Raw genomic sequence first — 23957 nt, 5'->3', positions numbered from 1 at the left:
CGATCAAGCTGGCGACGATTGTTGCGGCTATATTGCGCGCGCACCGCGCACGGGTGACGAATGCTACGGCGTCCGCCTTGCGCGGCGCGCATTTGCCGCTATTAACCCTGTCCGATGGACCGCATTGATATTCGCGGCGGCAACGCACTGAACGGCCGCCTTCCCATTTCCGGCGCGAAAAATGCGGCTTTGACGCTGCTGCCCTGCGCGCTGTTGACCGACGAACCGGTGACGCTGCGCAACCTGCCGCGGCTGGCCGATGTCGACAGCTTCGGTCACTTGCTGAACCAGTTGGGCGTCTCGACCATGATCGAGGGCGCAAGACCGGAGGATTTCGGCCGCGTCCTCACCATGCGCGCGGGTCGCGTCACCTCGACCGAAGCGCCCTATGATATCGTGCGCAAGATGCGCGCGTCGATCCTGGTGCTTGGCCCCTTGCTCGCCCGTGCGGGCGAAGCGCGGGTGTCGCTGCCGGGCGGCTGCGCCATCGGCAACCGACCGATCGATCTTCATCTCAAGGCGCTCGAAGCCTTTGGCGCGGTGCTGGAGATTACCGCAGGCTATGTCCGCGCCAGCGTGCCCGACGGCGGCCTGCCCGGCGGTCACTTCACCTTCCCGGTGGTGTCGGTCGGCGCGACGGAAAATGCGCTGATGGCTGCATCGCTCGCCAAGGGCACCTGCATCCTCGACAATGCCGCGCGCGAACCGGAAATCGTCGATCTGTGCAACCTGCTGATCGCCATGGGTGCCGATATCGAAGGCGTGGGCACCGACCGGCTGGTGATCCATGGCCGCGACCGGCTGCATGGCGCGACTTACAGCGTGATGCCCGACCGGATCGAAGCGGGCAGCTATGCCTGCGCCGTGGCCATCGCCGGGGGCTCGCTCGATCTCGCCGGGGCCAATGAAAACGACATGCATGCCATCATCGTCGCGCTGCGCGAGGCGGGGGTGCAGGTCGATCCCTATAAGGGCGGCATCCGCGTCGCCTCGGACGGCAAGCTCCGCCCGCTGACCCTTTCGACCGCGCCTTTCCCGGCCTTCCCGACCGATATGCAGGCGCAGTTCATGGCGATGCTCACCATGGCCGATGGCGCATCGGTGTTGACCGAAACCATCTTCGAAAATCGCTATATGCATGTGCCCGAACTGGCGCGCATGGGGGCGGATATCGCCGTCAATGGCCGCACCGCCGTCGTGCGCGGCGTGCCCCGCCTTGTCGGCGCGCCGGTGATGGCGACCGACCTGCGCGCCTCGATGAGCCTCATTCTTGCGGGCCTCGCCGCCGAAGGTGAAACCCAGGTCAACCGCGTCTATCATCTTGATCGCGGCTATGAACGGCTCGAAGAGAAATTGTCCGCCGTCGGCGCGGATATCGAACGTGTCAGCGATGGCTGAGGGCCGCGGCCTGGAGACGGATCGTGCCGCGCTGCTCGCGCTCTACGATCTCGACGCCGGTGGTTTCCGCAATCTGGACGAGATCACCGATTTCGCCGCAACGCTGTGCGACGCGCCGATCGCGCTGGTCAGCATTGTCGAAGATGTGCGTCAGCGCTTTCTCGCCCGTACCGGGCTGGATGCGGAGGAAACCCCGCGCGACGTCTCCTTCTGCGCGCACGCCATGCTGGGGTCGGAGATTTTCGTCGTCCCCGATGCGACGCAGAATCACCGCTTCGCCGACAATCTGCTGGTCACCGGCCCGCCGCATATCCGCTTCTATGCCGGGGCACCGCTGGTCGGGGCCGATGGCGTGCCGCTCGGCGCGCTATGCGTCATCGATACCAAGCCGCGCGCCGACCTGACACCGATGCAGCGGCAGGGCATGGTCCTGCTCGCCCGGCAGGTGATGGTCGAACTGGAGGGGCGTCGCCGCGACCGCGACATCATCACCTTCCAGAATGAAAGCGCGGCGGCGCTCGCCACCAGCGATCGCATGTTCCACACGCTGGCCGACACCATGCCGCAAATGGTCTGGTCGACGCTGCCCGACGGCTATCATGACTATTATAATGCGCGCTGGTATGAATATACCGGCACGCCGTCGGGCTCTACCGATGGCGAAGGGTGGAACGGCGTCTTCCATCCCGACGATCAGGAGCGCGCCTGGGGCCGCTGGCGCACTAGCCTCGTCACTGGCGAACCCTATGAGATCGAATATCGCCTGCGCCATCATAGCGGCGAATATCGCTGGACGCTGGGCCGCGCCTTGCCGATCCGGGATGCCGAAGGCACGATCACCCGCTGGATCGGCACCTGCACCGACATTCACGAACAGAAATTGATGATGGAAGAGCGCGAGATGATCGCGCACGAACTCTCCCATCGGATCAAGAACATCTTTTCGGTCATCGCTGGCCTCATTGGCCTGTCCGCGCGCCAGCATCCGCAGATCAGCGATGTCGCCGACGATTTGCGCGACCGCATCCTGGCCCTGGGTCGCGCGCATGATTTCGTGCGCCCGCACAGCGCCGACTCTGCGCCGCAGCCGGGGCAGGGGGTCGGCAGCCTGTCGGGTATCCTCAAGCAGATTTTCGCGCCCTATCGCGGCACGGACGGCTCGCGCATCCTGCTATCGGGCGACGATGCCGCGATCGACGACCGTTCCGCGACACCGCTTGCGCTGCTCTTCCACGAACTCGCCACCAACGCCGCCAAATATGGCGCGCTCTCGGTGCCGGACGGACGCGTGCTTCTAGATGTCAGCGCGGTCGGCGACGATATCCGTATCGACTGGCGTGAAGAGGGCGGGCCGAGCGTGGCGCCTTCCAGCACCGACGGGTTCGGCAGCCGCCTGATGACGCTCAGCGTCGAACGGCAACTGGGTGGTAGAATCGAGCGCGAATGGCGCTCGGAGGGCCTTGCGATCAGCCTCTCGATTCCGCGCCGTTCGATGAGTCGGACGGCAGGAAAGGAATAAAGCCCGCAATATCGGCGGCGCAGGGTTCCGGCGTTTCCTCTGCCGCCAGCTGCAGCGCGGCGACGATGCTATGCGCGCGAAACGGCTTGGTGATGACGCCCAGCGCAGCCACCGAAGCCGGGCCGATCTGCGCGGGGTTGGCGGTCACATAGATCACGCGCACGCCATGACGCATCGCCAATTCCATGCCGATCGCCGGACCCGTCGGCCCATCGCGCAGGTTCAGATCGACGAGCGCGATGTCGCACGAATCGGCGCAGGCGAGCGCCGCGTCCATGTCAGCGGCAATCGCGCCGACATTGAACCCTGCATCCTCGACGATCTGCTCGATTTCCAGCGCGACGAATATCTCGTCCTCGACGATCAGAACCTTCTTGCTCATTCCCATTTCCATATAACCTGGATCAACGGAATGTCCCGCACCGTGGTTCAGTTCCCCCGCTGGCGGATAAAGCCTTGAAAACTACACTATTGGACAGGCCTCACGCCGCCTCGCTGGTCCACAGCGTCTCGAACTCGGTCCCCTTCATCAACAGCACCGACGCGGGATAACCGCCCTCGCTTGCCTGCCGCGCGGTTGCCGTCGCGCTCTCGACCGCCGCCTCTTGGGTCGCGAACGGGCCATAATAGCTGTTGTTTAGATTGATCTTCCACGCGCCATCATGGTGCAGGACGATGTAGCGGGCATGGGGGAGTTTGGGCGGCAGTGTCTTGGTCATAATACCTCGATGTTATAATGGTGCCAGGCCATGATCGCCGCCGCGCCGCGATGCGGTCGCCAGGCGTCGGCCAAAGCGCGGGTCGCTTTCTCGCTCGGCCGTTCGGGCAACCCCAATATCCGCCCGGTCTCGATTTGCACCGCCAGGTCGCCCGCCGGCCAGATATCGGGCCGCCCTTCGGCAAACAACAGATAGATTTCCGCCGACCAGCGCCCGATCCCCTTGATCCGCACCAGTTGCGCAATCGCGTCCTCGTCATCGGCGGGCAAAGCGTGGAGGTCCAGCGCGCCCGTCACCACCATCTCGGCCAGGCTGCGGGCATAGCCCTGCTTCTGCCGCGACAGCCCGCACGCGCGCAACGCATCATAGTCGCGCGCCAGCAGCACATCCGGCGCACAGCCTTCGCCCAGTTCCGCCTCCAGCTTGCGCCACACCGCGCCCGCCGACGCGACGCTCACCTGTTGCCCGACGATCGTGCGCAGCAACGTCTCATAGCCCGGCTCGCGCACCCGCGGTTCAGGATAGCCCGCCCGCGCCAGCGCGGCGGCGAAGCCCGGCTCGATGGCGGCGATCGCGTCCAGGCTGTCGCGCAGCTGTTGCGCCGTCGTCACCATGATGTTTCCCTCAGCAGCGCTTGATTTCCCGGCGTCCCTCCGTCAGAGCAGCGGAGATAATTTCCTAGGGGACTGGATAGATGCCGAAACTGATCGTGGTCAACCGTGCGGGCGAAGAACAGGCTGTCGAAGGCGACAATGGCCTGTCGGTGATGGAAGTCATCCGCGACAACGGCTTTGACGAATTGCTCGCCCTGTGCGGCGGCTGCTGCTCCTGCGCCACCTGCCATGTCTATGTCGATCCCGACTTCGCCGATGTGCTGCCTGCGATGACCGAGGATGAAAACGACCTGCTCGACAGTTCCGACCATCGTAACGACACCAGCCGCCTGTCCTGCCAGGTCGTGCTGAGCGACGCGCTCGACGGCCTGCGCGTCACCATCGCCCCCGAAGACTAAGCGTCAAAATCCTCCCCTGTAAGGAGAGGTGGCAGCAAGAAGTGCTGACGAAGGGGTGTCGCCCTATCAACAGGGCGACACCCTTTCCCTTTTGTTACCGACTCGCCGCCGCATAGAGCGCAATCGCCGCCGCATTGGAGACGTTCAAACTCTCCATCCGCGGGCTGATCGGCAGCTTCGCCAATATGTCGCAATGCGCCATGCTGTTGTGCCGCAAGCCTTCGCCCTCGGCCCCCAGCACCAGCGCCACGCGCGATTCGCCGATCGCCTCGCCCAGCACCGTGTCCGCATCGCCATCCAGGCCGATGCGCCAATAGCCTGCCTCGGCAATCTCATCGAGCGCGCGCGCTAGGTTCACCACCCGCACCCACGGCATGATTTCCAGCGCGCCGGACGCCGCGCGCGCCAGCACGCCCGATTCGGGCGGCGCATGCCGGTCCTGCGTGACGATGCACAGCGCGTCGAAGGCGGCGGCCGACCGCAGGATCGCGCCGACATTATGCGGGTCCGTCACCTGATCCAGCACCAGGATCGGGCGCTTGTCGTCGCGGCCCTGTTCCAGCACTTCGTCCAGCCAGACATCGTCCAGCGGTTCGACTTCGGCGACGATGCCCTGATGCGGCGCGTCCGACGGGACCATCCGGCCCATGTCGGCGACGTCGGCATAGACGATCGGCAGCACCGGGGGCAGGTCGAGCGGGGCCAGCGCTTCGCGCGTGCCCCATATCTTGCGCACGATGCGATTGGGGTTGGCGAGAGCCGCGATAACGGCGTGACGCCCATAGAAGCGCGGGAAGGCGCCCTTGGGCTTGGCGGAGCGATGACCTCTTTTCATGATTGCGCTCATTTCACATCCACCCATTGACAGGCAAGCCTCGTTTCGCCATTGAGCCGCCTCCGGCGCGATGAAAGGAAGTTTTCTGTCATCGCACAGGGTACTGGACAGGTGGCCGAGTGGTTAAAGGCAGCAGACTGTAAATCTGCCGGGCTACGCCCTACGTTGGTTCGAACCCAACCCTGTCCACCACCCTTGCGCGTTGCGCCCCGGCGCGCGGCCTCTTCCGGGTTTCCGGCTGGCGCGCCCTCCCACCGAGCCCGCTGAGAGACGAAAGGGAAGCGCCCATGGCGTGGCTTATCCTCGGCATCGCCGTGTTCACTGAAATCTGCTGGGCCTTGAGCCTCAAATGGGCCGCAGGGGTCGCCACCTGGCAGGCGTCGATCATCCCGATCGCGCTCAGCTTCCTCAACATGGGCCTCCTCGCCCTCGCCATGCGCGGCATCCCCGCCGGCACCGCCTATGCCGTCTGGACCGGCCTCGGCGCTGTCGGCGTCATCATCGGCGGCATCCTCTTCTTCGGCGACCGCGTGAACGGCGTGCAGATGATGTTCATGGCGCTGATCGTGGTGGGCGTCGTGGGCACGAAGTTTTTCGCGAGTGCGTGAAGGGGTAAGTGGCGAGAGGATAGCGCCGACTAAGCTGCGCAAGCTAGGGCATTCACATTCCAGAAGTTGCCGTTCATGCGCGAGAGACGGCCTCGCGCCCAGAGAAATCGTTTTGTCCAACTGCGAGTTTAGAACCTCAATCAGTTGGCAGTTCCAAATGGCTACGGATCGCAAACTGCGCCCAATGTGAGTGTTGAAGATCGCCGCAGCCGAAAAAACCGAGCCAAAGCCGCTCAAACAGTGTTTGTGCGCGCAGACGCTCGATCTGCAGATTATTGTAATTCTTGATCATCCGTCCGTGAACGATGTCGTTACGCGCTGTAATCATCGCGGCAGCGCCATCAAGCAATTCGAGAGAATCCTTGCGCCATTTAAGCGGAAGGCTCTTAACCATTCGCTCGATCCTTTCGAATAGGTGAAATTTGGGGACGTCAGAAAGCGTGATTTCAATAGCTTTACGCTCGTGCGAAGTCGCGTCCACTATGCGTGCCTGCTTACGCACCGCTTTGCCAAGCGTGCGCCAGCGTTTTCGGTCTATGCGTTCGCGAGTCAGGCCATTTACTTGCTCGAATGCCTCGACCAGCCGCTCGATACCTTCAACACAAGCCGTATGACCGCTTTCCATGACGGAAGCCATGTACGAGCTTGCATAGCCAAAAGCTGCAGCATGGAGCAGTTCGCGCTGCGGCTCCATCTGCGCGAGCAACGCTGCGCCTTTGGCGAGGTAGCGCTCGATGTGCCCATAAAATGGGGGGTCATAAGCTTCGTGTTGGCGTCGGCGATATCGCGGTTCGAGCCGAGCGCTGTGCCAAGTATTCTCTCGCCATCGTTCACAGGCCTTAAATTTGGCAAGAGTGTGGACAAACTGCCGGTAGCGGAATGCCAGAAGCACTCGGAAGCTGAACCAAAGCCCTTCGGCGGCTGCGAAGAACTCGGCTTCCTCCATTGTGCCAATCGGCTGGATCTCGATACCCGGTATGTCGATGCGCTCGCATTCCTGAGTTATGCGGTCGTCATCGCGATGGTAGGCGATACGCAGAAGGCGGAAGCGAAGATTTAGCGAGGAAATTTTGGCCCAAGGGCCAGCGAGCTTGATTGACTCAGATTTGCCCCAGGATCGTTGATGTACATACCAATCATCCTTCGGTCGTTGCAGAAACCAATATTCTGCTTTGAGTCCTCTGGCCCCTTTGGCGCGTAGTTCATCGATTGCCTCAATAATTTCAATCTCGGCGAACGGCTGGATGGAATCGTCAGCGATCATCACGCCATGCGTCATGCCCGTTGACCGCAAAATGCCATTGCCGCGCTGAATATGAGCATCATTCGGATCATCGCTGATCTTCCAGTCGGGCCGAGTGTGGTATCGCCACTCCACGATGCCGTCTCGACCAAATCCAAGCAGATTGAGTTCGTGTTCCCTGTTACCGATCAACGATATGCGATTAATATGAAGGTATTGCGGATCCTGATGAAAGAGCGCCGAGGCGGTGCGTGCCTCGCCAGATGCGTCGATGAGCTGAATCGAGGCGACTTTTTCGAATGGGCGTGAATACATGTCGTTCAGTTTGCAGCGCAGAGCGTCACAGGACAAGCCATGTCAAGTCGTCTGGTAAATTAGCGCCATTTGCTGGTTTGTTTGCTAATCGCTCTTTCTTGTCCGCTTTTGCGAAGAAGATTTTCCAAAGCAGCCGTTCCGTCTTTGGCCAAAAATCCCTGTCCTACATCCCCCCTATCATGCCACACTCGCCCTGCGCTCTTTCTCCCCGTCACCTTCCCCCACCATGCGGCCCGCCCTCCGCACGCCCACCCACTTCGCAAAAATTCTCCTATTGCGAAATCCGCGCCACCCGTCTGTCCCCACGCTTTTGCGTCGGCCACGACACTGTATACTTCGCAACCGGCCGAGCCCTTGCAAAACGCCGCTTCCTGCCTTTGCTGCACCGCACACCCATGCTAGGGGCGCGCCATGCTTAATCTGAATGCCATCACCGTGCGCCTGGGCGGCCGCATCATCCTTGACCGTGCCGCCGCCGCGCTGCCGCCCCGGTCGCGCGTTGGCCTCATCGGCCGCAATGGCGCTGGCAAGTCCACGCTGATGAAGGTGATGATCGGCCAGCTCGACCCGGACGAAGGCAGTTGCGACATGCCGCGCGACACGCGCCTTGGCTATATCGCGCAGGAAGCCCCGTCTGGCACCGCGACCCCGTTCGAAACCGTGCTGGAGGCGGACAAGGAACGCGCCGCGCTGATGGAAGAGGCGGAGCATACGCAAGATCCCGACCGCCTCGGCCATATCTATGAGCGGCTGACGACGATCGACGCTTACACCGCGCCCGCCCGCGCCGCCCGCATCCTGGTGGGCCTTGGCTTTGACGAGGAAATGCAGGGCCGCCCGCTCGACAGCTATTCGGGCGGCTGGAAAATGCGCGTGGCGCTTGCCTCGCTGCTCTTTTCCAACCCCGACCTGCTGCTGCTTGACGAGCCCTCGAACCATCTCGATCTCGAAGCGACGCTCTGGCTCGAAAATTTCCTCAAAGCCTATCGCGGCACCGTGGTCGTCATCAGCCATGAACGCGACCTGCTCAACAATGTGGTCGACTATATCCTGCATCTCGAAGGCGGAAAGGTCACCCTCTATCCCGGCGGCTATGACGCCTTCGAACGGCAGCGCGCCGAACGGCTGGCCCAGCTCGAATCGGCCCGCACCAAGCAGCAGGCCGAGCGCGAGAAATTGCAGGAATATGTCGCCCGCAACTCCGCCCGTGCCTCGACCGCGAAACAGGCCCAGTCCCGTGCCAAGGCGCTGGCCCGGATGCAGCCGATCGCCGCCGCGATTGAAGATCCGACGCTTCATTTCGGTTTTCCCAGCCCCGCCGAACTGCGCCCGCCGCTCATCACCATGGACATGGCCTCGGTCGGCTATGGCGACACGCCGATCTTGCGCCGCATCAACATGCGCATCGACCCGGATGACCGGATCGCGCTGCTGGGCCGCAACGGTAACGGCAAGACGACGCTGGCCCGCCTCATCGCCGCGCAACTCGCGCCGATGGAGGGTGAAATGGCCAGCAGCCCGAAGATGAATGTCGGCTATTTCACCCAATATCAGGTGGAAGAGCTGGACGTCACCGACACGCCGCTCGAACATATGACCCGTGTCATGAAGGGCGCGACCCCCGGTGCCGTCAGGGCGCAACTCGGCCGCTTCGGCTTTTCCGGCGAGCGCGCGGTGCAGAAGGTCGGCTCCATGTCCGGCGGCGAACGCGCCCGCCTGGCGCTGGCGCTCATAACCCGCGACGCGCCGCACATGCTGATCCTCGATGAACCGACCAACCATCTGGACGTCGACAGCCGCGAAGCGCTGGTCCAGGCGCTGAACGACTATTCGGGCGCCGTGGTGATCGTCAGCCATGACCGCCACATGATCGAACTGGTCGCCGACCGGCTGGTGCTGGTCGATAACGGCACCGCCCAGCCGTTCGATGGCAGCCTTGACGATTATACCGACATCATCCTGCGCAAGGCCGACGGCAACAGCAGCAGCGGCGACGCCCCCAAGGTCGATCGCAAGGCCGACAAGAAGGCCGCCGCCGAATGGCGCGAAAAGCAGAAGCTGCTCAAGAACGCGGTCAACAAGGCCGAACGCGAAATGACCGCACTCGCCGCCGAACGCACCCGCATCGACGCCGCGCTCGCCAACCCCGCCAAAGCAACGGCCAAGACCAGCGACCTGATGGTCCAGCGCGCCGTAATCGAAAAGAAACTCGCCGCCGCCGAGGAAGTGTGGATGGAAGCGGGCGCCGCGCTGGAAGCGGGCTGACCCGGCGCTTTAGAAGCAGCGCTCCAGCAGCATCAGCGCCGGATCGCCCTCGACGGCACGGGCGGTAAAGCCCATTTCCCGTTCCAGCGAGATCGCGGCATGATTGTCACGGCTCTCGATCGACTGGAGCTTCTTGATGCCCCAATGCCGCGCTTCCTGCGCCATATGGTCGAGCAGGGTCCAGCCGATACCCTTGCCCTTCAATTCGGGCAGGATCGAAATGGCGACCTCGCCAATGTCGCCTGCCTTGTCCGCTGCCAGCGTTGCCGCCGCGATGATCGTCGCGCCGCTCGGCTCGAACGCCAGCACCGTTTCATGCCGGTGATGCTCGAACGCAGTAATGTCATGCAGTTGCGCCGGGCTGACATGGCGCACCGCGCTCAGAAAGCGGAACCGCCGGTCCTCGTCGGATACTTCGTCGAAGAAGGCGGCGAGTGCGACCTCATCATCATGGGTGGCCGGGCGCACCGTGAAGGGAAAGCCGTACCGGGTTTCAAGCGCGATCATCAACACTATCCTTTTGCATTCAGGCCGCCGCCAACGCCTTCACCAGGAAGGGCAGGGCAGCGCCATCGGGTTCGATCAGGGTGATCATATTGCCCGCCCGGATCGCTTGCGCATCCAGCCGGAACAGTCGTTCGTCATCTTCCTTGCCCGGCGCATAGGCCAGCGCCCAGCCTTCCGCCGTGCGCAGCAGGCTGCCGTGCCGGTCGGGTTCGTTGGGCCAGAAACGCCGCACCGTCGCCAGTTCGGGATGGGCGCGATAGGCTGGCTCGTCGATCACGCCATCCTCTCCCAGCGGCAGCCGCAGCACATAGCTGCGCGCCACCGACCCCTTGGGAAAAGCAGGGGAACTGGCCAGCTCCAGGCGTATCGTGGTCCACGTCATGCCGGAATGAATCGGATTTAGGCGCGCAAAATTCTATAAGGACTATCCCTGATGGTGCGCGCGCCGGGGGACGCCTAGCCATCAAGGGGCGATAAACCCTGCCGGGAGACGTGCGATGAAATCGATCCTGCTGCATATTCATGATGATGTCGGCGCGGACAGCCGCCTGCAGGCCGCCTGCGACCTCGCCCGCGCCTGCGATGCCCATGTCCATTGCGTCCAGGTAACGCCGCTGCCCGACCTGGTCGCGGCCGATGTCTATGGCGGCGCGGGCTATGCCCCCTCGATCGCGGCCGAACTGCATGAGATTGACGAAGCCTATCGCACCAAGATGGAGGCGCGGTTGGGGCAGGAGGATATCGCCTGGGACTGGCGGCAGATCGACGGCGACAGCGTCGCGGGCCTGCTCTCCGCCGCGCGGCTGAGCGACGCGATCGTCGCGACCCTACCCGAAGGCGGGCGGGTCCATCTGTCCGATCCCTTGCCGATCGTCGCTGACTTGGCGCTGGGCGGGCGGACGCCAGTGCTGGCCGTGCCGCAGGCGTGCAAGGGTTTTGCCGTCACTGGCACCGCGCTGGTCGCCTGGGACGGGTCGCCCGAATCCTGCGCCGCCCTGCGCGCTGCCGTTCCGCTGTTGCAACTGGCGCAGGCGGTGGAGATCGTGTCCGTGGAGGAAGCCGACAAAGCTGAATTTCCTTCGACCGCCGCGCCCGAATATCTCGCCCGCCACGGCATCAAGGCGCAACTGCATAGCTGGCCGCGCAAGGGCCGGGCGGTGGACGTGGCGCTGCGCGAGGCGATCGGCATGCTGGCGGCGAACTGGGTCGTCATGGGCGCATTCGGCCATAGCCGCTGGCGCGAACTGGTATTCGGCGGCGTCACCCGTGCCATGCTGCGCGATACGCGCGTCCCCCTCTTGCTGGCGCACTAAAAGGGGGTCATGGTCGGCGCATGGCTGTAGCGGATGATGAAAGCGATGCGCTGACCGACGCGCACAGTCTGGAACAGGCTTTGCTAGGGTCCATCCTGGCGACCATTCCCGATGCGCTGATCGTCATCGACATGCGCGGGCGCATCGTGTCGTTCAGCGCCGCGGCGCAACGCATGTTCCAATATAGCGAAGCCGACGTGCTGGGCGAGAATATCTCGATGCTGATGCCCTCGCCCGATCGCGAGCGGCATGACGGCTATATCGGCCATTATATCGACACCGGCGAAAAGCGGATCATCGGCATCGGCCGCCTGACCGCCGCGCGGCGGCGCGACGGATCTACCTTCCCCATCGAATTGTCGGTCGGGGAAGTGAATGATCAGGGCCAGCGCCTCTTCACCGGTTTCATCCGCGACCTGACCGAACGGCAGCAGGCCGAACGGCGTGTCGCCGATTTGCAGGCTGAACTGGCCCATGCCGGGCGGGTGACCGCGATGGGCACGCTCGCCTCCGCCTTGGCGCATGAACTCAACCAGCCCCTGACCGCTATCGCCAATTACATGGAGGCCGGCCGCGACCTGCTCGCCGCGCCCGGCGACCTAGACCGCGCCATGCTGGGCGAAGCGATGGACGAAAGCGCGCGCCAGGCACTGCGCGCGGGTGAGATCATTCGGTCGCTGCGGGAATTCATCAAGCGCGGCGAGACCCTGCGCCAGCCCGAACCGCTGCGCAGCCTGCTCGCCGAAGGCGCGGCGCTGGCCTTCATCGGCACCGACAGCCGCGGCATCGACATGGATGTGCAGGTCGACCGCCAAGTCGATCTGGTGCTGGCCAATCGTGTGCAGTTGCAGCAGGTGATCATCAACCTCGTTCGCAATGCGGTGGACGCGATGCAGGATAGCCCGGCACGCATCCTGCGCCTCAGCGCCGCGCCCGCCGACGATGGCAAGGTGGAGGTGGTCGTCGCCGACAGCGGCCCCGGCCTTGACCCCGGCATGTCGCGCACGCTCTTCACCCCCTTCACCACCACCAAGGCCAATGGTATGGGGGTGGGCCTGTCGATCAGCCAGACGATCGTCGAAGGCCATGGCGGGCGCATCTGGGCCACGCCCTCGCAATGGGGCGGCACCGCCTTTCATTTCACTTTGGACCGGGCGGACGACCTATCATGACCGAACCCTATCCCCTCTATGTCGTGGATGATGACGACGCGATCCGCCGCTCGCTCTCCTTCCTGCTCAAGACCAGCGGCTTTGCGGTGCAGGTCTTCGAAGGCGGACTGCCCTTCCTGAAGGCTGCTGCGACGCTGCCGCAGGGTTGCGTTCTGCTCGACGTGCGGATGCCCGACATGGACGGGCTGGAGGTGCAGCGCGAATTGCGCGCGCGCGGCATCATGCTGCCGGTCATCATCATGACCGGCCATGGCGACATCGACATGGCCGTCGCGGCGATGAAGGCGGGCGCGAGCGACTTCATCGAAAAGCCCTTCGAAAAAGCGACTCTGCTCGCCTGCATCGAATCGGCCCGCAAACAGTCGATCGCCACGCGCGGGGTCGGCGCGCGGGCGCAGGAGGCGCAGGCCCGCCTCAACATCCTGACCGACCGCGAACGCGAAGTGCTGGACGGGCTGGTCGAAGGCCTGCCCAACAAGACCATCGCCTATGACCTCGGCATCAGCCCCCGCACCGTCGAAATTCACCGCGCCAATTTGATGCAGAAACTGGAAGTCCGAAGCCTCGCCGAAGCGCTGCGCATCGCTTTTCACGCTGTCGAAGGGGCACCGGTGGGATAGGGCAATCCAAGCGCCAGGCCGCATGAACTAAAATCCTCCTCTGACCGGAGAGGAATTTTTAGAAACTCGCTTTCAGGCCGTCGATTACGAATTGGGCGGCCAGGGCGGCGAGTAATACCCCAAGCAGCCGGGTGATCACCGCTTCGATCTTGCGGCCGAGCAGTGCCATGAGCGGCCCCGCCGCGAGCAGCGCGCCGAGCATCAGCGCCAGCGTCAACAGCACAGCGCCCAGCACGACCATCCGCTCGGTCAGATCGTGGGCGCGCGACATCAGCAGCATCACCGTGGCGATCGACCCTGGTCCGGCGATCATCGGCATGGCCATCGGAAAGACCGACACATCCTCGACATGGGGTTCTTCGTCGGTGAGCTTCTGCGCCCGGTCCTCGCGCCGCTGGGTGCGTTTTTCGAAGACCATGTCCATCGCGATCATGAACAGCATGATGCCGCCCGCGATGCGGAAACTGTCGAGTTCGATGCCCAGCACGCCGAGCAGTTGCTTGCCCCACAAAGCGAAGACCAGCAGGATGGCGGCGGCGATGCCGACTGCGCGGATCGCCATGGCGCGCCGTTCGGCGGCGCTCGCCTCGCCGGTCAGGCTGGCATAGATGGGCGCGCAGCCCGGCGGGTCGATCACCACGAACAGGGTGACGAAGGCCGACAGGAATAATTCGATCATGATCCGGCCCCTACCCTGTCCGCTATGACGGCATCATAGCCGCTGCCATTCCATATTTGCACATTGACGGTGCGGCTGCCATCGGCGGCGACGTCAGCGCTCCAGAGCAGGCTGTCGTCGGGCGGCGGGGGCAGGTCGTTTTTACCCGGCGGCGGTCCATCGGGACGCGGCGGCCGCTTGCAGGTCGCGACCTTGCCGGTCATAAATTCAGGAGCCTCGCGCGGGCTGGCCAACGGGGCGCGGTGATCGAAGATCCATTCCCACCGCCCCTTCTTGTCGCGCCGCCAGATGGTCGTGAAATAGCCGACGGTGCCGTCCGTGGCGGTCCAGTTGCCGGTGCTGGCGGCGAGGCCACCATCGCATCCGACATAGACGATCGAGGGGGACCAGGTCATCGGCGCAGGCGGGTCGGCGCGGCCCTTCAGCCAGTCCTTCGCCAGCACCCGCTGCGGCGCGACCATCACGGCGTCATCGGCGGCGGTGTCGCGAAAGGCGGTCCATTGCCCCTTCTGCTTCGCCAGCCGGTTGAAGGCGATTTCGGCGGCGATGACCGAGCTGGGGTCAGGCTGAAAGCGCAGCGGCGGGCGGGCGGAGACTGGCACCGCGAGCAGCGCCAGCGCGCTAAGCGTCAGGAGGGCGGCGCGCGCCCTCACAAGCCCTCCGGCTTGGGCAGCCCCGCGCGGGCATGGGCGGCGACCAGCGTGTTGCGCAGCAGCACGGCGATCGTCATCGGCCCGACGCCGCCGGGGACGGGCGTGATGGCGCGGACATGGGCGAGCGCTTCGGCGGTGGCGACGTCGCCGACGATCCGGCTCTTGCCATCCTCGGTATCGGTGACGCGGTTGATGCCGACGTCGATCACGGTCGCGCCGGGCTTGATCCATTCGCCCTTGACCATTTCGGCGCGGCCGACGGCAGCGACGACGATGTCGGCGCGATGGACGATGCTGGCAAGGTCGCGGGTGCGGCTGTGGGCGATGGTGACGGTGCAACTTTCGGCGAGCAGCAGCTGCGCCATCGGCTTGCCGACGATATTGGAGCGGCCGACCACGACCGCCTCCAGGCCCGACAGGTCGCCAAGTTCGTCCTTCAGCAGCATGATGCAGCCCATCGGCGTGCAGGGGACCAGCGCCTCCTGCCCCGTCGCCAGTCGGCCGGCATTGACGACATGGAAGCCATCGACATCCTTGGCCGGGTCGATCGCGGCGATGACGCTGGCTTCGTCGATATGGTCGGGCAAGGGCAACTGGACGAGGATGCCGTCGACGCGGTCGTCCTGATTGAGTTCCGCGATCAGGTCGAGCAGGTCGTCCTGGCCGATGGTAACCGGGCGTTTGAATTCATAGCTTTCCATGCCGACCGCGACGGTCATCTTGCCCTTCGACCGGACATAGACACTGCTCGCCGGGTCTTCGCCCACCAGCACGACGGCCAGGCCCGGCTTGCGCCCGGTTTGCGCCGAGAAAGCTACGACGCCCTCGGCCACCGTGTCGCGCAGCCCCGCCGCATAAGCCTTGCCGTCGATGATCTTGCCGATGGTCATGTCGCTTGCACCCATATGTCGATGATGGTGGTGAGGCGCGCCGCAGCATCCGCCCCATCCCGTACTCGCAGCCGCTTTAGCCGGTTGGTGTCGCCCGATTCCAGTAAAATCGCGCTTTTGGGCCAATCGAGCGCCTTGGCCAGCAGCGCGATCAGCGCGCCATTGGCGCGGCCCTTTTCGGGCACGGCGCGCACGCGGGCACAGAGCCAGGCCGCGCCCTTCTCGTCCGTCCAGCCACCGCCGATCGCATCTTTCTTAGCGCCCGGCGTCAGCCGGACGGCGAGCAGCAGATCATCGCCCGCCAGCGACCAGACCGCGGTCAGATCGTCGCGCGCATCAGCGCCCCGAACAGATTTTCGCGCACCGGCCCCTGCAGGATGATGACCGCGAGCAGCACGACCATCGGCGACAGGTCGAGCGCACCCAGATCCGGCAGCACCTTACGCACCGGGCGATAGAGCGGCTCGGTCATGCGATCGAGCGCGTAGAGGCCGTTGCGCACATATTCGTTGGACGTGTTGATGACGTTGAAGGCGATCAGCCAGCTCAGCACCGCTTGGACGATGATGATCCACCACACCGCTTCCAGCACGATATAGACGATGCCGTTGAGGGCGTTCAGAAGTTCGTACAAGCTATCGTTCTCCGCTGGTCACCCGCCACAGGGGGCGGGTTCTTCGGTCTATGCTTTAGCGCAGGCGGCAGGCCGTCCACAAGCGGCAGCACGCGCCCTTAGCGCCGGATCAGCGTGCCTGCGCCGCGGCGGGTGAAGATTTCCAGCAGCATCGCGTGGGGTACCCGACCGTCGAGGATGACGGCGGCGTCCACCCCGCCCTCGACCGCGCGGACGCAGGTTTCGAGCTTGGGAATCATGCCGCCGCTGATCGTGCCATCCTGTTGCAGGACTTCGATCCCCTGCGGGTCGAGGTCGGTCAGGAGGTTCTTGTCCTTGTCCAGCACGCCCGCGACATCGGTCAGCAGGAAGAAGCGCGATGCGCCGAGTTCGGCGGCGATCGCGCCCGCCATCGTGTCGGCATTGACGTTATAGGTATGGCCGTCCGCGCCGATGCCGACGGGGGCGACCACGGGGATGATGCCGTCCTGCGTCAGCGTGTCGAGGATGCGGCGGTCGACCTTCACGGGGTCACCGACGAAGCCCAGGTCGACATTGCGCTCGATCCCCGAATTGGGGTCGGCCTCGCGCTTGCCCAGCACTTTTTCGCACAGGATGAGGTTGCCGTCCTTGCCCGAAATGCCGACAGCGCGGCCCCCTGCGCCGGCGATCCAGCCGACGATTTCCTTGTTGATGGAGCCGGCCAGCACCATTTCGGCGATCTTGGCGGTTTCAGCATCCGTGACGCGCAGGCCGCCGACGAACTCCGATTCGACGCCCAATTTCTTGAGCATCGCGCCGATCTGCGGCCCGCCGCCATGGACGACGACGACATTGATGCCGACCGCCTTCATCAGCACCACATCCTCGGCGAAGTCGCGCGCGGCTTCGGGGTCGCCCATGGCGTGGCCGCCATATTTGACGACGAAGGTCTTGCCCGCATAGCGCTGCATATAGGGCAGCGCTTCGACCAGGGTTTCGGCCTTGGCGAGGAGCGCGGGATCGGGGGCGTGATTGCTGTTCATGCGCGGGCGCATAAGCCCTAAGCGGGGGTATCGCAAGGCCGGGACCGTACAGCGACCCGGACAAGGGTCGCGTGTTTTTCGATTTTGATTAGTTAGCTAACTAATCGAAGTGTCACCCCTCAGGCGCGATCGAGCCGCCGACCAAGGCCCACCAGCAGATAGATGACCGGCGGGACGAGCAGTGCGGACAGCACGACCTTGGCGAGCATCTGCCCCAGCAGCAGTTCGCCGATCGGGAAGATGCCGTAAAAGGCGATCGAGACGAACAGCAGCGTATCGACGATTTGCGAGAGGATGCTGGCGACGGCGGCGCGCAGCCAGAGCATCCGGCTGCCCTCCTGCCCCTTTAGCGCCGCGAAGAGCGTGACGTTGAGCGTCTGCGAAATGCCATAGGCGATGATGCCGCCGAGCCAGATGCGCGGCGTGCCGCCCATCATCATCGCAAAGGCTTCGGCACGGGCCGGGTCCATGTCGTCCGCCGCGGGCACCGACAGGACGATGATCGACAGCAGGATCGAGGCGATGAGCGGGAGAAAGCCGATCTGCACCAGCCGGTTGGCGACCGCGCGGCCATGGAGTTCGGCCACCGCGCTGGAAATCGTCACCAGCAGCAGGAAGGCGAAGATGCCCGCCTCGACCGCCAGCGGTCCCAAGCCGACCATAGGTCCAAGCGCGGAAATCGGCCCCAACGTCACCTGCTTGTTACCCAGCACGCCCGCGATGCAGACCATGCCGCCATAAAAGATCGCGAAGGAAAAGAGCGAGCGGCTGATCAGCGCGGGGGAGGTGGTCATCCTTGGCCCTTAGCCCTATTTGCGGACGTGGGAAAGATGGCGCGGGTCAGGCGGTCAGTTGATATTTGACGCCCATGGCCTGGGCCAGGTGGCGCAAGCGGCGTTCCACGGCTTCGCCGAACAATTCGGCGTCTTCCTGTTGCAGCGACAAGGTGAGCAGGTCGCCTTCGCGTGCCAGCCGCGACAGGTTCAATGGCCCCTCGACACCGCCCGACAGACGTTGCGCCAGGCGGATCGCGAGCCCCCATAGCGCGGCGTGGTGCAGCGCTTCGGGCGAAGCGAGTTGTTCGACGCCGAGCGGGGTGGACAGGCCGCCACCGAAATTGCTGTGCAGCGCCTGCGCCAGCATCGCGCGTTCCGCTGCGGTGATGCCGACCCAATTGCTGTGCAGGGCTATCTCCACCCCGCGTTCGGCGCGGAAATCGGGGTTGGCGCGCCAGCCGACATCGGCGAGCAGGCAGGCGGCGCGGCGGATGCGGCGCAGATCGGCGCTGTCGTCCAGAAAGAGCGGCGCGATCCAGCGTTCGATCCGGTCGCCATGGCCACGGAAGCGCGACTGCGCCTCCCCTTCCGCTTCGGCCGCGACCAGCAGGGGATCATCCTGCCGAATGTCGGCGGGCAGGTCTTCGTAGAGCAGCCCTTCGCGCAGGCCATAGGCCGACACGATAAGGCGGCTCGACCGTAATTGCCGCACCACGACCGACAGCAGGGCCGCGGCATTGGGCAGGGTCGGGATGCGCGATCCGCTCATCGCCGGGATGCTTTTGAGCCGGGCGCGGCCGACATGCGAGACGATGCGGGTCAATTGTTCGGCGCGCGCGGCGGTCATTTCATATTGATGGACGACGGGCAGCGGGAAATTGGTCAATTGCATGTCGAACCGCGCCAGCGCGCGCCACGATCCGCCGACCAGATAGAAGGGCAGGTCCGGTTCAGGCTGCCAGCCCGCTTTCTCCATCATCGCCTTGACCCGCCGTTCCAGCGCGCCCGGCCCCTTGGCGCGGATGGCGGGCAGGCGCAGGACGCCCAAAGGCAGCGATATCGTCTGTTCGACCGCGCCGTCGCGAATCCGGGCCAGTTCCAGGCTGCCGCCGCCCAGATCGCCGACGATGCCGTCTGCGCCCGGAATGCCCGACAGCACACCCATGGCCGCGCCGATCGCTTCCTGCGCGCCGGTCAATATTTCGACGGTCAGGCCCATGGCGGCGGCGCGGGTGATGAATTCGTCGCCATTGGTCGCATCGCGCACCGCCGCCGTGGCGACGCAGCGGATATGGGCGACCTTCATATCCTGGCACAGATGGGCGAAGCGGCCGATCGCGCGCAGGCCGCGCTCCATCGGTTCTTCCTCGATCCGGCCGGTCCGGGCGAGCGAGGCGCCCAGTCCCGCCATCACCTTTTCATTGAACAGGATGAAGGGCAGCCGCCGTGGCCCGTCATAGACGACGAGGCGCACGCTGTTGGAACCGATATCGATGATCGCGGTGCGCGCGGTGGCTGGCTGGGGCGAGGTCGCCATGGTCTGAGCAGCGGCACGGACCCGGCTGAGCATCGAGTTCATGAGGGTCAAACCCGTCCGCGCAGGCGCAAGGTTGGCACCGCTTCATTGTCGAGCGCGGCACCACGGCCCGACAGCGACGGGTTGGTCATGAAATAGCGGTGCAGGTTGAACGGCCTTTCGCCCGCATCGACGCGCGCATAATGGCCGTCGCTGTCCAGTTCCCAGCTTTGTTCGGTGTCAATGAGGTTGGCGACCATCACCTGGTCGAGAATCTGGTCATGGACGGTGGGATTTTCGATCGGGGCCATGAATTCGACCCGCCGGTCGAAGTTGCGCTGCATCCAGTCGGCCGAGCTGATATAGACTTTTGCGCCATTATTGGGCAGCGCCTTGCCATTGCCGAACACGGCGATGCGGCTATGTTCCAGGAAGCGGCCGACGACCGATTTCACCCGGATATTTTCGGACATGCCCGGCACGCCTGGACGCAGGCAGCATATGCCGCGCACGATCAGATCGATCTGAACGCCCGCATTGCTGGCAGCATAGAGTTTTTCGATGATCGCCGGGTCCACCACTGAGTTCATCTTCGCCCAGATGTTGCCCGGTCGCCCGGCGCGAACATGGTCGATCTCGTCATCGATCAGGCGGCACAGATGGTCGCGCAGGTCGCGCGGCGACATGACCAGCTTTTCCAGCCGCTTGGGTTCGACATAGCCGGTGATGTAATTGAACAGCGCGGCGGCATCGCGGCTATAGGCCGGGTCAGCGGTGAAGAAGCTCAAATCGGTATAGATGCGCGCAGTGATCGGGTGGTAATTGCCGGTGCCGAAATGGCAGTAGCTGCGAAACTGCTCGCCCTCGCGCCGGATCACCATCGAAATCTTGGCGTGAGTCTTCCAGTCGATGAAGCCATAGACGACCTGCACCCCGGCGCGTTCGAGCGCGTCGGCCCACAGGATATTTTGTTCCTCGTCGAAACGGGCTTTCAGTTCCACCACGGCGGTCACGGACTTGCCCGCTTCCGCCGCGTCGATCAGCGCGCGGATGATCGCCGACTGCTTGCCCGCGCGATAGAGCGTCTGCTTGATCGCCACCACATCGGGGTCGATCGCCGCTTGTTTCAGGAAGGAGACGACGACGTCGAACGCCTCATAGGGGTGGTGGACGACGATGTCCTTGGCGCGGATCGCGGCGAAGCAATCGCCGCCATATTCGCGGATACGTTCGGGAAAGCGCGGCGCATAGGGTTCGAATTTGAGGTCGGGCCGATCCTCGTCAACGATGCCGGACAGGTCGCCGATGCCGACAAATCCTTCGACCTCGGCGATGATCGCCTCATGCCCCTGGATCATGTCCTGCAGCATTTCCTCGACCGGTTCGGGGATCCGCTCTTCGATTTCCATGCGGATCACGCGGCCACGGCGGCGGCGCTTGATCGCGCTGCGGAAGTGGCGGACCAGATCCTCGGCCTCTTCCTCGATTTCGATGTCGCTGTCGCGGATGATGCGGAACACGCCGCTGTTGCGCACTTGATAGCCGGGGAAGAGATCGCCCGAAAAGCGCCGCACTACGGCTTCCAGCGCGATATAGCGGGCCGATGGCCCCGGTACGCGCACGAAGCGGTCGAGCGTCGCGGGGATCATCACCAGTTCGCGGATCGGCTGCTTGTCCGACAGGCGTTGCAGGTCGAAGACGATCGACAGCCCCTGATTGGGGATGAAGGGGAAGGGATGCGCCGGGTCGAGCGCCTGGGGCGTCAGGATCGGGAAGATTTGAGTGAGGAAATGATCGCGCAGCCAGGCTTCGCACAGGGGGTCCATGGGGCTGGACGGGCCGATGACTTCGATGCCGACCTGCCCCAGTTCGCCATGCAATATGCCCCAGACCTTTTGCTGTGCCGCCATCAGCCGCGCGGTTTCGGCGGCGATCGCGGCGAGTTGCTGCCCCGCCGTCAGCCCATCGACCGAGCGCAGATCGACATCCTGCAACTGCTGCCCCTTGAGGCCCGCGACCCGGACGGAGAAAAATTCGTCCAGGTTCGCGCCGGAGATGGACAGGAAGCGCAGCCGTTCCAGCAAGGGATGGGCGCGGTTCATCGCTTCTTCCAGCACCCGCTGGTTGAAGGCGAGCCAGGACAGTTCGCGGTTGAAATAGCGTTCGCTGTGCAGCGACAGGCTGGGTGTGGGATCGGCTTCGGCCACGGATTACTCGCGGTTGGCGGTGGAAGGATCGGGCGGCACTATAGGCAGAAATCCGGCAGCTTGCAGAGCCTCTTTCGCCAGTGCGGTGGAAATCTTACGACCAGATGACAGCGCCGCCGCGTCGAGCAAACGGGTGACGGCGTCGATCGCGCCATAGCTACGCTCTATCCGGCGCAATAGCCAGTCCGGCAGATCGGCGGCATAGCCCGCCCCGGCATGGTCGAAGGCGCGGGCGATCAGCGCGCGGGCGAGCGCTTCGTCGGGTTCGGTGATGGCGACATGCGGCACCGCCGCCAGTCGGGAGCGCAGGTCGGGCAAGGCGACGGTCCAGCTTGCGGGCGGGGTGCGCCCCACCATCAGCAGCGGTCGCCGGTCGGTCTGCGCCGCGTTCCAGGCGTGGAACAGGGTGTGTTCGTCCTGCCCCTGCGCATCGTCGATCATCGAGCCGCCGCTCATCCGCGCGAAATGGCGGGCGAGCGTCGAGCGCCCCGATCGCGGCGGGCCGGTCAGCACGCTGACCGACAGCGGCCAGTCGCGCCAGCGCTCCAGATGGGTGACGGCCTGGGCATTGGCCTCGCTGACCAGGAAATCCCCGTCGCGCGCATCGCCATGCCAGTCGAAGGGCAGGCTGATCTGGCTCATTGCGCGGCGGGGGCGGGTCCGGCGGGCGCGGCGCGACGGCTGATCCGCAGCGTGGTGCCGGACGCCGCGACGGTATAGCCGCGCGCTTGAAGCCCGGCGCGCAGCATTTCGACCGTGCCCTCGAAACTGACCTGCATCACCGATGTACCGCCGAGCGCCAGGCTGCTGGTCGTCGCCGAGCGGACTCCCGGCACCGCGCGCACCGCCGCCTCGCCTTGCGTCACCGATCCGACATCGGGCGTGTCGAACTGGATCGCGAAGCTGGTGCCGGTCGTGGCGGCAGTGGGCAGTTCTGTGGTTTCAACGATCGCCTCGGTCACATTCTCCAACTCCAGCGTCGCGGGATCGACCGGTTCCTCGATGATCAGCGAGGGGTCGGGGCGCAGGCGGCCGTCGTTGAGCGCGCGGATATAGAGTTCATCGAGCCGCCGGGCGCCTTCGTCCAGCATCTTGGGCAGGCCGCTATCGTTGGAAGCGCGCAGCGTGATGCTGCCGATCAGGCTGTTGTCGGGACCATAGCGGGCGGTGAAGGTGCCGGTCACGGGGCCGCCGGGATAGGCGCGGTCGAGCCGGGCGATCGGGATCACCACATCGGCCGCGCCATATTGGTCGAGCAGCACGCGCCACCACAGCCGCCCGCGCCGTCCGGTCTGTCCGGCGTTCAGCAGGATCGGGTCGGCGATCGACCCGGCGACGCGGACATAGTCGATCGCGCTGTCGCCGGTGCGATAGCGCGCCCAGGCCTTTTGCCATTCATTGGTGCGTTCGTAGGAGACCGCAGAGCCGCCATCCCACAGCACGGGAATGACCAGCAGGGGCGGCGAGCGCATCGCATTGCCGGACACGCCAAGCAACTGGCCGGTGCGGGCGCGGTCGAACAGGATGCTGAGCGTCGCGACATAGCGCGTCGGCCCGGCCTGTTCATAATCGATCTCGATGCCCGACACCATCGCCTCGATCTGCGAATCGGACAGGGCAGGCGCGCCCGCGCCGCTGTGGGTGCGGCTCCACAGCATCCGCCAGGCCTGCCGCTGGGCCATGCGCCAGCCGGCATAGCGGGCGGTGTCGGCATCCTTGGCGACGACATCGACCTTGACGCCGCGCACTTCGAAATCGCCGCCGCTGGCGATCGGCGGTACGCCGCGCTCCCCCTCCATCTGCGCGAACAGCGCGGCGGCCGCGAGGCCGAGCGCGATGGCGAACAGGATCTGTGCCGGGCGCGACAGGGCACGCAGCATGGTGCCGGGCGACAAAGAGAGGCGGGAAAAGGTCTGGGCAAGGCTCACGCGCGCCCTTTTGGCGGGATTTGCCCTATATGCCAAGCGCCAACCTTCACCCACCTTGCCGTTCGGGCTGAGCGAAGTCGAAGCCCTGCGCTGAGCCGAAGGCGAAGCTCCTTCGCTTCGCTCAGGAGAAGGCTTCGACAGGCT

26 protein-coding genes and 1 tRNA gene are annotated in these 23957 nt (G+C 64.7%); 9 read left to right on the top strand and 18 right to left on the bottom strand.

Annotated elements, in window-relative coordinates; genetic code table 11:
- Positions 1 to 114 precede the first annotated feature (114 nt).
- Positions 115 to 1398 carry a UDP-N-acetylglucosamine 1-carboxyvinyltransferase gene (murA, locus tag ACZ2HM_RS10785; RefSeq protein ID WP_470425208.1) on the top strand — a complete coding sequence of 428 codons (1284 nt, stop codon included), beginning with the start codon at positions 115 to 117 and terminating at the stop codon, positions 1396 to 1398.
- Positions 1391 to 2917, top strand: coding sequence for a PAS domain-containing protein (locus ACZ2HM_RS10780; protein WP_470425207.1), 1527 nt, complete (start codon positions 1391 to 1393; stop codon positions 2915 to 2917). Before murA ends, ACZ2HM_RS10780 begins: the two co-directional genes overlap by 8 nt.
- On the opposite strand, the gene ACZ2HM_RS10775 is transcribed toward ACZ2HM_RS10780, so the two are convergent.
- The 3 genes from ACZ2HM_RS10775 to ACZ2HM_RS10765 form a co-directional block, all read right to left on the bottom strand.
- Positions 2865 to 3299 (bottom strand): response regulator, encoded by a 435-nt coding sequence (locus tag ACZ2HM_RS10775; protein WP_470425206.1) that lies wholly within the window; start codon positions 3297 to 3299, stop codon positions 2865 to 2867. The genes ACZ2HM_RS10780 and ACZ2HM_RS10775 overlap by 53 nt on opposite strands.
- A gap of 100 nt (positions 3300 to 3399) precedes the next feature.
- On the bottom strand, positions 3400 to 3636 hold the full coding sequence (locus tag ACZ2HM_RS10770) for a DUF2188 domain-containing protein (protein WP_313923206.1): 237 nt from the start codon (positions 3634 to 3636) through the stop codon (positions 3400 to 3402).
- Positions 3633 to 4250, bottom strand: coding sequence for a DNA-3-methyladenine glycosylase family protein (locus ACZ2HM_RS10765; protein WP_470425205.1), 618 nt, complete (start codon positions 4248 to 4250; stop codon positions 3633 to 3635). The genes ACZ2HM_RS10770 and ACZ2HM_RS10765 overlap by 4 nt, the downstream gene beginning before the upstream one ends.
- A gap of 80 nt (positions 4251 to 4330) precedes the next feature.
- Here ACZ2HM_RS10765 and ACZ2HM_RS10760 point away from each other — a divergent pair, with 80 nt between their 5' ends.
- The gene (locus ACZ2HM_RS10760; RefSeq protein ID WP_037473305.1) at positions 4331 to 4648 is read left to right on the top strand and encodes a 2Fe-2S iron-sulfur cluster-binding protein; all 318 of its coding nucleotides are present in this window, start codon (positions 4331 to 4333) and stop codon (positions 4646 to 4648) included.
- 94 nt (positions 4649 to 4742) lie between these two features.
- On the opposite strand, the gene ACZ2HM_RS10755 is transcribed toward ACZ2HM_RS10760, so the two are convergent.
- Positions 4743 to 5483, bottom strand: a complete 741-nt coding sequence (locus ACZ2HM_RS10755) for a TrmH family RNA methyltransferase (protein ID WP_096060986.1) — start codon at positions 5481 to 5483, stop codon at positions 4743 to 4745.
- A 105-nt stretch (positions 5484 to 5588) separates the two neighbouring features.
- Between ACZ2HM_RS10755 and ACZ2HM_RS10750 the strand changes: the two genes are divergently transcribed.
- Both ACZ2HM_RS10750 and ACZ2HM_RS10745 read left to right on the top strand, forming a co-directional pair.
- Positions 5589 to 5675, top strand: a tRNA-Tyr gene (locus ACZ2HM_RS10750).
- 95 nt (positions 5676 to 5770) lie between these two features.
- Entirely contained in the window at positions 5771 to 6091 is a 321-nt protein-coding gene (locus ACZ2HM_RS10745; RefSeq protein ID WP_470425204.1) for a DMT family transporter, read from the top strand.
- A 136-nt stretch (positions 6092 to 6227) separates the two neighbouring features.
- Here ACZ2HM_RS10745 and ACZ2HM_RS10740 read toward each other — a convergent pair whose 3' ends face one another.
- Entirely contained in the window at positions 6228 to 7685 is a 1458-nt protein-coding gene (locus ACZ2HM_RS10740; protein WP_470425203.1) for a hypothetical protein, read from the bottom strand.
- A 375-nt stretch (positions 7686 to 8060) separates the two neighbouring features.
- On the opposite strand from ACZ2HM_RS10740, the gene ACZ2HM_RS10735 reads away from it, so the two are divergent.
- Positions 8061 to 9914 carry an ABC-F family ATP-binding cassette domain-containing protein gene (locus tag ACZ2HM_RS10735; RefSeq protein ID WP_470425202.1) on the top strand — a complete coding sequence of 618 codons (1854 nt, stop codon included), beginning with the start codon at positions 8061 to 8063 and terminating at the stop codon, positions 9912 to 9914.
- A 9-nt stretch (positions 9915 to 9923) separates the two neighbouring features.
- Here the strand turns inward: ACZ2HM_RS10735 and ACZ2HM_RS10730 are convergent, their stop codons facing one another.
- Both ACZ2HM_RS10730 and ACZ2HM_RS10725 read right to left on the bottom strand, forming a co-directional pair.
- Positions 9924 to 10421, bottom strand: a complete 498-nt coding sequence (locus tag ACZ2HM_RS10730; RefSeq protein ID WP_470425201.1) for a GNAT family N-acetyltransferase — start codon at positions 10419 to 10421, stop codon at positions 9924 to 9926.
- Between the two features lie 19 nt (positions 10422 to 10440).
- Positions 10441 to 10803 carry a hypothetical protein gene (locus ACZ2HM_RS10725; RefSeq protein WP_037473292.1) on the bottom strand — a complete coding sequence of 121 codons (363 nt, stop codon included), beginning with the start codon at positions 10801 to 10803 and terminating at the stop codon, positions 10441 to 10443.
- A gap of 115 nt (positions 10804 to 10918) precedes the next feature.
- On the opposite strand from ACZ2HM_RS10725, the gene ACZ2HM_RS10720 reads away from it, so the two are divergent.
- From ACZ2HM_RS10720 to fixJ, 3 genes are read left to right on the top strand one after another with little or no spacing between them, the layout of a single operon-like run.
- Positions 10919 to 11734 carry a universal stress protein gene (locus tag ACZ2HM_RS10720; protein ID WP_470425200.1) on the top strand — a complete coding sequence of 272 codons (816 nt, stop codon included), beginning with the start codon at positions 10919 to 10921 and terminating at the stop codon, positions 11732 to 11734.
- 20 nt (positions 11735 to 11754) lie between these two features.
- A complete protein-coding gene (locus ACZ2HM_RS10715; protein ID WP_470425199.1) occupies positions 11755 to 12906 on the top strand; it encodes a sensor histidine kinase in 1152 nt (383 codons plus the stop codon).
- Positions 12903 to 13526 (top strand): response regulator FixJ, encoded by a 624-nt coding sequence (gene fixJ, locus ACZ2HM_RS10710; RefSeq protein ID WP_470425198.1) that lies wholly within the window; start codon positions 12903 to 12905, stop codon positions 13524 to 13526. The genes ACZ2HM_RS10715 and fixJ overlap by 4 nt, the downstream gene beginning before the upstream one ends.
- 58 nt (positions 13527 to 13584) lie before the next feature.
- Here the strand turns inward: fixJ and ACZ2HM_RS10705 are convergent, their stop codons facing one another.
- From ACZ2HM_RS10705 to ACZ2HM_RS10655, 11 genes are all read right to left on the bottom strand, one after another.
- Entirely contained in the window at positions 13585 to 14205 is a 621-nt protein-coding gene (locus ACZ2HM_RS10705; RefSeq protein WP_037473284.1) for a MarC family protein, read from the bottom strand.
- Positions 14202 to 14858 carry a Cif family virulence factor gene (locus ACZ2HM_RS10700; RefSeq protein ID WP_470425197.1) on the bottom strand — a complete coding sequence of 219 codons (657 nt, stop codon included), beginning with the start codon at positions 14856 to 14858 and terminating at the stop codon, positions 14202 to 14204. Before ACZ2HM_RS10700 ends, ACZ2HM_RS10705 begins: the two co-directional genes overlap by 4 nt.
- Positions 14855 to 15748 (bottom strand): bifunctional methylenetetrahydrofolate dehydrogenase/methenyltetrahydrofolate cyclohydrolase FolD, encoded by an 894-nt coding sequence (gene folD, locus ACZ2HM_RS10695; protein WP_470425196.1) that lies wholly within the window; start codon positions 15746 to 15748, stop codon positions 14855 to 14857. The genes ACZ2HM_RS10700 and folD overlap by 4 nt, the downstream gene beginning before the upstream one ends.
- Positions 15745 to 16071 (bottom strand): DUF167 family protein, encoded by a 327-nt coding sequence (locus tag ACZ2HM_RS10690; protein ID WP_470426842.1) that lies wholly within the window; start codon positions 16069 to 16071, stop codon positions 15745 to 15747. Before ACZ2HM_RS10690 ends, folD begins: the two co-directional genes overlap by 4 nt.
- Positions 16068 to 16382 (bottom strand): YggT family protein, encoded by a 315-nt coding sequence (locus ACZ2HM_RS10685; protein WP_150125798.1) that lies wholly within the window; start codon positions 16380 to 16382, stop codon positions 16068 to 16070. Before ACZ2HM_RS10685 ends, ACZ2HM_RS10690 begins: the two co-directional genes overlap by 4 nt.
- Positions 16383 to 16480: 98 nt before the next feature.
- Positions 16481 to 17398 carry an acetylglutamate kinase gene (argB, locus tag ACZ2HM_RS10680; RefSeq protein ID WP_037473279.1) on the bottom strand — a complete coding sequence of 306 codons (918 nt, stop codon included), beginning with the start codon at positions 17396 to 17398 and terminating at the stop codon, positions 16481 to 16483.
- Between the two features lie 107 nt (positions 17399 to 17505).
- Complete coding sequence (locus ACZ2HM_RS10675) at positions 17506 to 18180, bottom strand: queuosine precursor transporter (protein ID WP_470425195.1); 675 nt, start codon at positions 18178 to 18180, stop codon at positions 17506 to 17508.
- Positions 18181 to 18226: 46 nt separating this feature from the next.
- On the bottom strand, positions 18227 to 19741 hold the full coding sequence (locus tag ACZ2HM_RS10670) for a Ppx/GppA phosphatase family protein (RefSeq protein WP_470425194.1): 1515 nt from the start codon (positions 19739 to 19741) through the stop codon (positions 18227 to 18229).
- Between the two features lie 5 nt (positions 19742 to 19746).
- The gene (locus ACZ2HM_RS10665) at positions 19747 to 21885 is read right to left on the bottom strand and encodes an RNA degradosome polyphosphate kinase (RefSeq protein WP_470425193.1); all 2139 of its coding nucleotides are present in this window, start codon (positions 21883 to 21885) and stop codon (positions 19747 to 19749) included.
- Between the two features lie 3 nt (positions 21886 to 21888).
- Positions 21889 to 22527: a P-loop NTPase family protein gene (locus ACZ2HM_RS10660; protein WP_470425192.1), complete on the bottom strand. Its 639-nt coding sequence runs from the start codon at positions 22525 to 22527 to the stop codon at positions 21889 to 21891.
- On the bottom strand, positions 22524 to 23813 hold the full coding sequence (locus ACZ2HM_RS10655; RefSeq protein ID WP_470425191.1) for a heavy-metal-associated domain-containing protein: 1290 nt from the start codon (positions 23811 to 23813) through the stop codon (positions 22524 to 22526). The genes ACZ2HM_RS10660 and ACZ2HM_RS10655 overlap by 4 nt, the downstream gene beginning before the upstream one ends.
- Between the last annotated feature and the right edge of the window lie 144 nt (positions 23814 to 23957).

The sequence above is a fragment of the Sphingobium sp. KKT206 genome (assembly GCF_055640555.1).
The sequence above is the reverse complement of the archived record's forward strand: the minus strand, read 5'-3'. Positions and strand labels throughout refer to the sequence as shown.

Bases quoted from the DNA above. Each gene is read 5' to 3' on its own strand.
- argB (WP_037473279.1), bottom strand. From the start codon at position 17,398: ATGCGCCCGCGCATGAACAGCAATCACGCCCCCGATCCCGCGCTCCTC.
- ACZ2HM_RS10670 (WP_470425194.1), bottom strand. From the start codon at position 19,741: ATGAACTCGATGCTCAGCCGGGTCCGTGCCGCTGCTCAGACCATGGCG.
- ACZ2HM_RS10730 (WP_470425201.1), bottom strand. From the start codon at position 10,421: ATGATCGCGCTTGAAACCCGGTACGGCTTTCCCTTCACGGTGCGCCCG.
- ACZ2HM_RS10755 (WP_096060986.1), bottom strand. From the start codon at position 5,483: ATGAAAAGAGGTCATCGCTCCGCCAAGCCCAAGGGCGCCTTCCCGCGC.
- ACZ2HM_RS10775 (WP_470425206.1), bottom strand. From the start codon at position 3,299: ATGAGCAAGAAGGTTCTGATCGTCGAGGACGAGATATTCGTCGCGCTG.
- murA (WP_470425208.1), top strand. From the start codon at position 115: ATGGACCGCATTGATATTCGCGGCGGCAACGCACTGAACGGCCGCCTT.
- ACZ2HM_RS10770 (WP_313923206.1), bottom strand. From the start codon at position 3,636: ATGACCAAGACACTGCCGCCCAAACTCCCCCATGCCCGCTACATCGTC.
- ACZ2HM_RS10735 (WP_470425202.1), top strand. From the start codon at position 8,061: ATGCTTAATCTGAATGCCATCACCGTGCGCCTGGGCGGCCGCATCATC.
- ACZ2HM_RS10660 (WP_470425192.1), bottom strand. From the start codon at position 22,527: ATGAGCCAGATCAGCCTGCCCTTCGACTGGCATGGCGATGCGCGCGAC.
- ACZ2HM_RS10705 (WP_037473284.1), bottom strand. From the start codon at position 14,205: ATGATCGAATTATTCCTGTCGGCCTTCGTCACCCTGTTCGTGGTGATC.
- ACZ2HM_RS10725 (WP_037473292.1), bottom strand. From the start codon at position 10,803: ATGACGTGGACCACGATACGCCTGGAGCTGGCCAGTTCCCCTGCTTTT.
- fixJ (WP_470425198.1), top strand. From the start codon at position 12,903: ATGACCGAACCCTATCCCCTCTATGTCGTGGATGATGACGACGCGATC.
- ACZ2HM_RS10780 (WP_470425207.1), top strand. From the start codon at position 1,391: ATGGCTGAGGGCCGCGGCCTGGAGACGGATCGTGCCGCGCTGCTCGCG.
- ACZ2HM_RS10745 (WP_470425204.1), top strand. From the start codon at position 5,771: ATGGCGTGGCTTATCCTCGGCATCGCCGTGTTCACTGAAATCTGCTGG.
- ACZ2HM_RS10720 (WP_470425200.1), top strand. From the start codon at position 10,919: ATGAAATCGATCCTGCTGCATATTCATGATGATGTCGGCGCGGACAGC.
- ACZ2HM_RS10760 (WP_037473305.1), top strand. From the start codon at position 4,331: ATGCCGAAACTGATCGTGGTCAACCGTGCGGGCGAAGAACAGGCTGTC.
- ACZ2HM_RS10715 (WP_470425199.1), top strand. From the start codon at position 11,755: ATGGCTGTAGCGGATGATGAAAGCGATGCGCTGACCGACGCGCACAGT.
- folD (WP_470425196.1), bottom strand. From the start codon at position 15,748: ATGACCATCGGCAAGATCATCGACGGCAAGGCTTATGCGGCGGGGCTG.
- ACZ2HM_RS10765 (WP_470425205.1), bottom strand. From the start codon at position 4,250: ATGGTGACGACGGCGCAACAGCTGCGCGACAGCCTGGACGCGATCGCC.
- ACZ2HM_RS10675 (WP_470425195.1), bottom strand. From the start codon at position 18,180: ATGACCACCTCCCCCGCGCTGATCAGCCGCTCGCTCTTTTCCTTCGCG.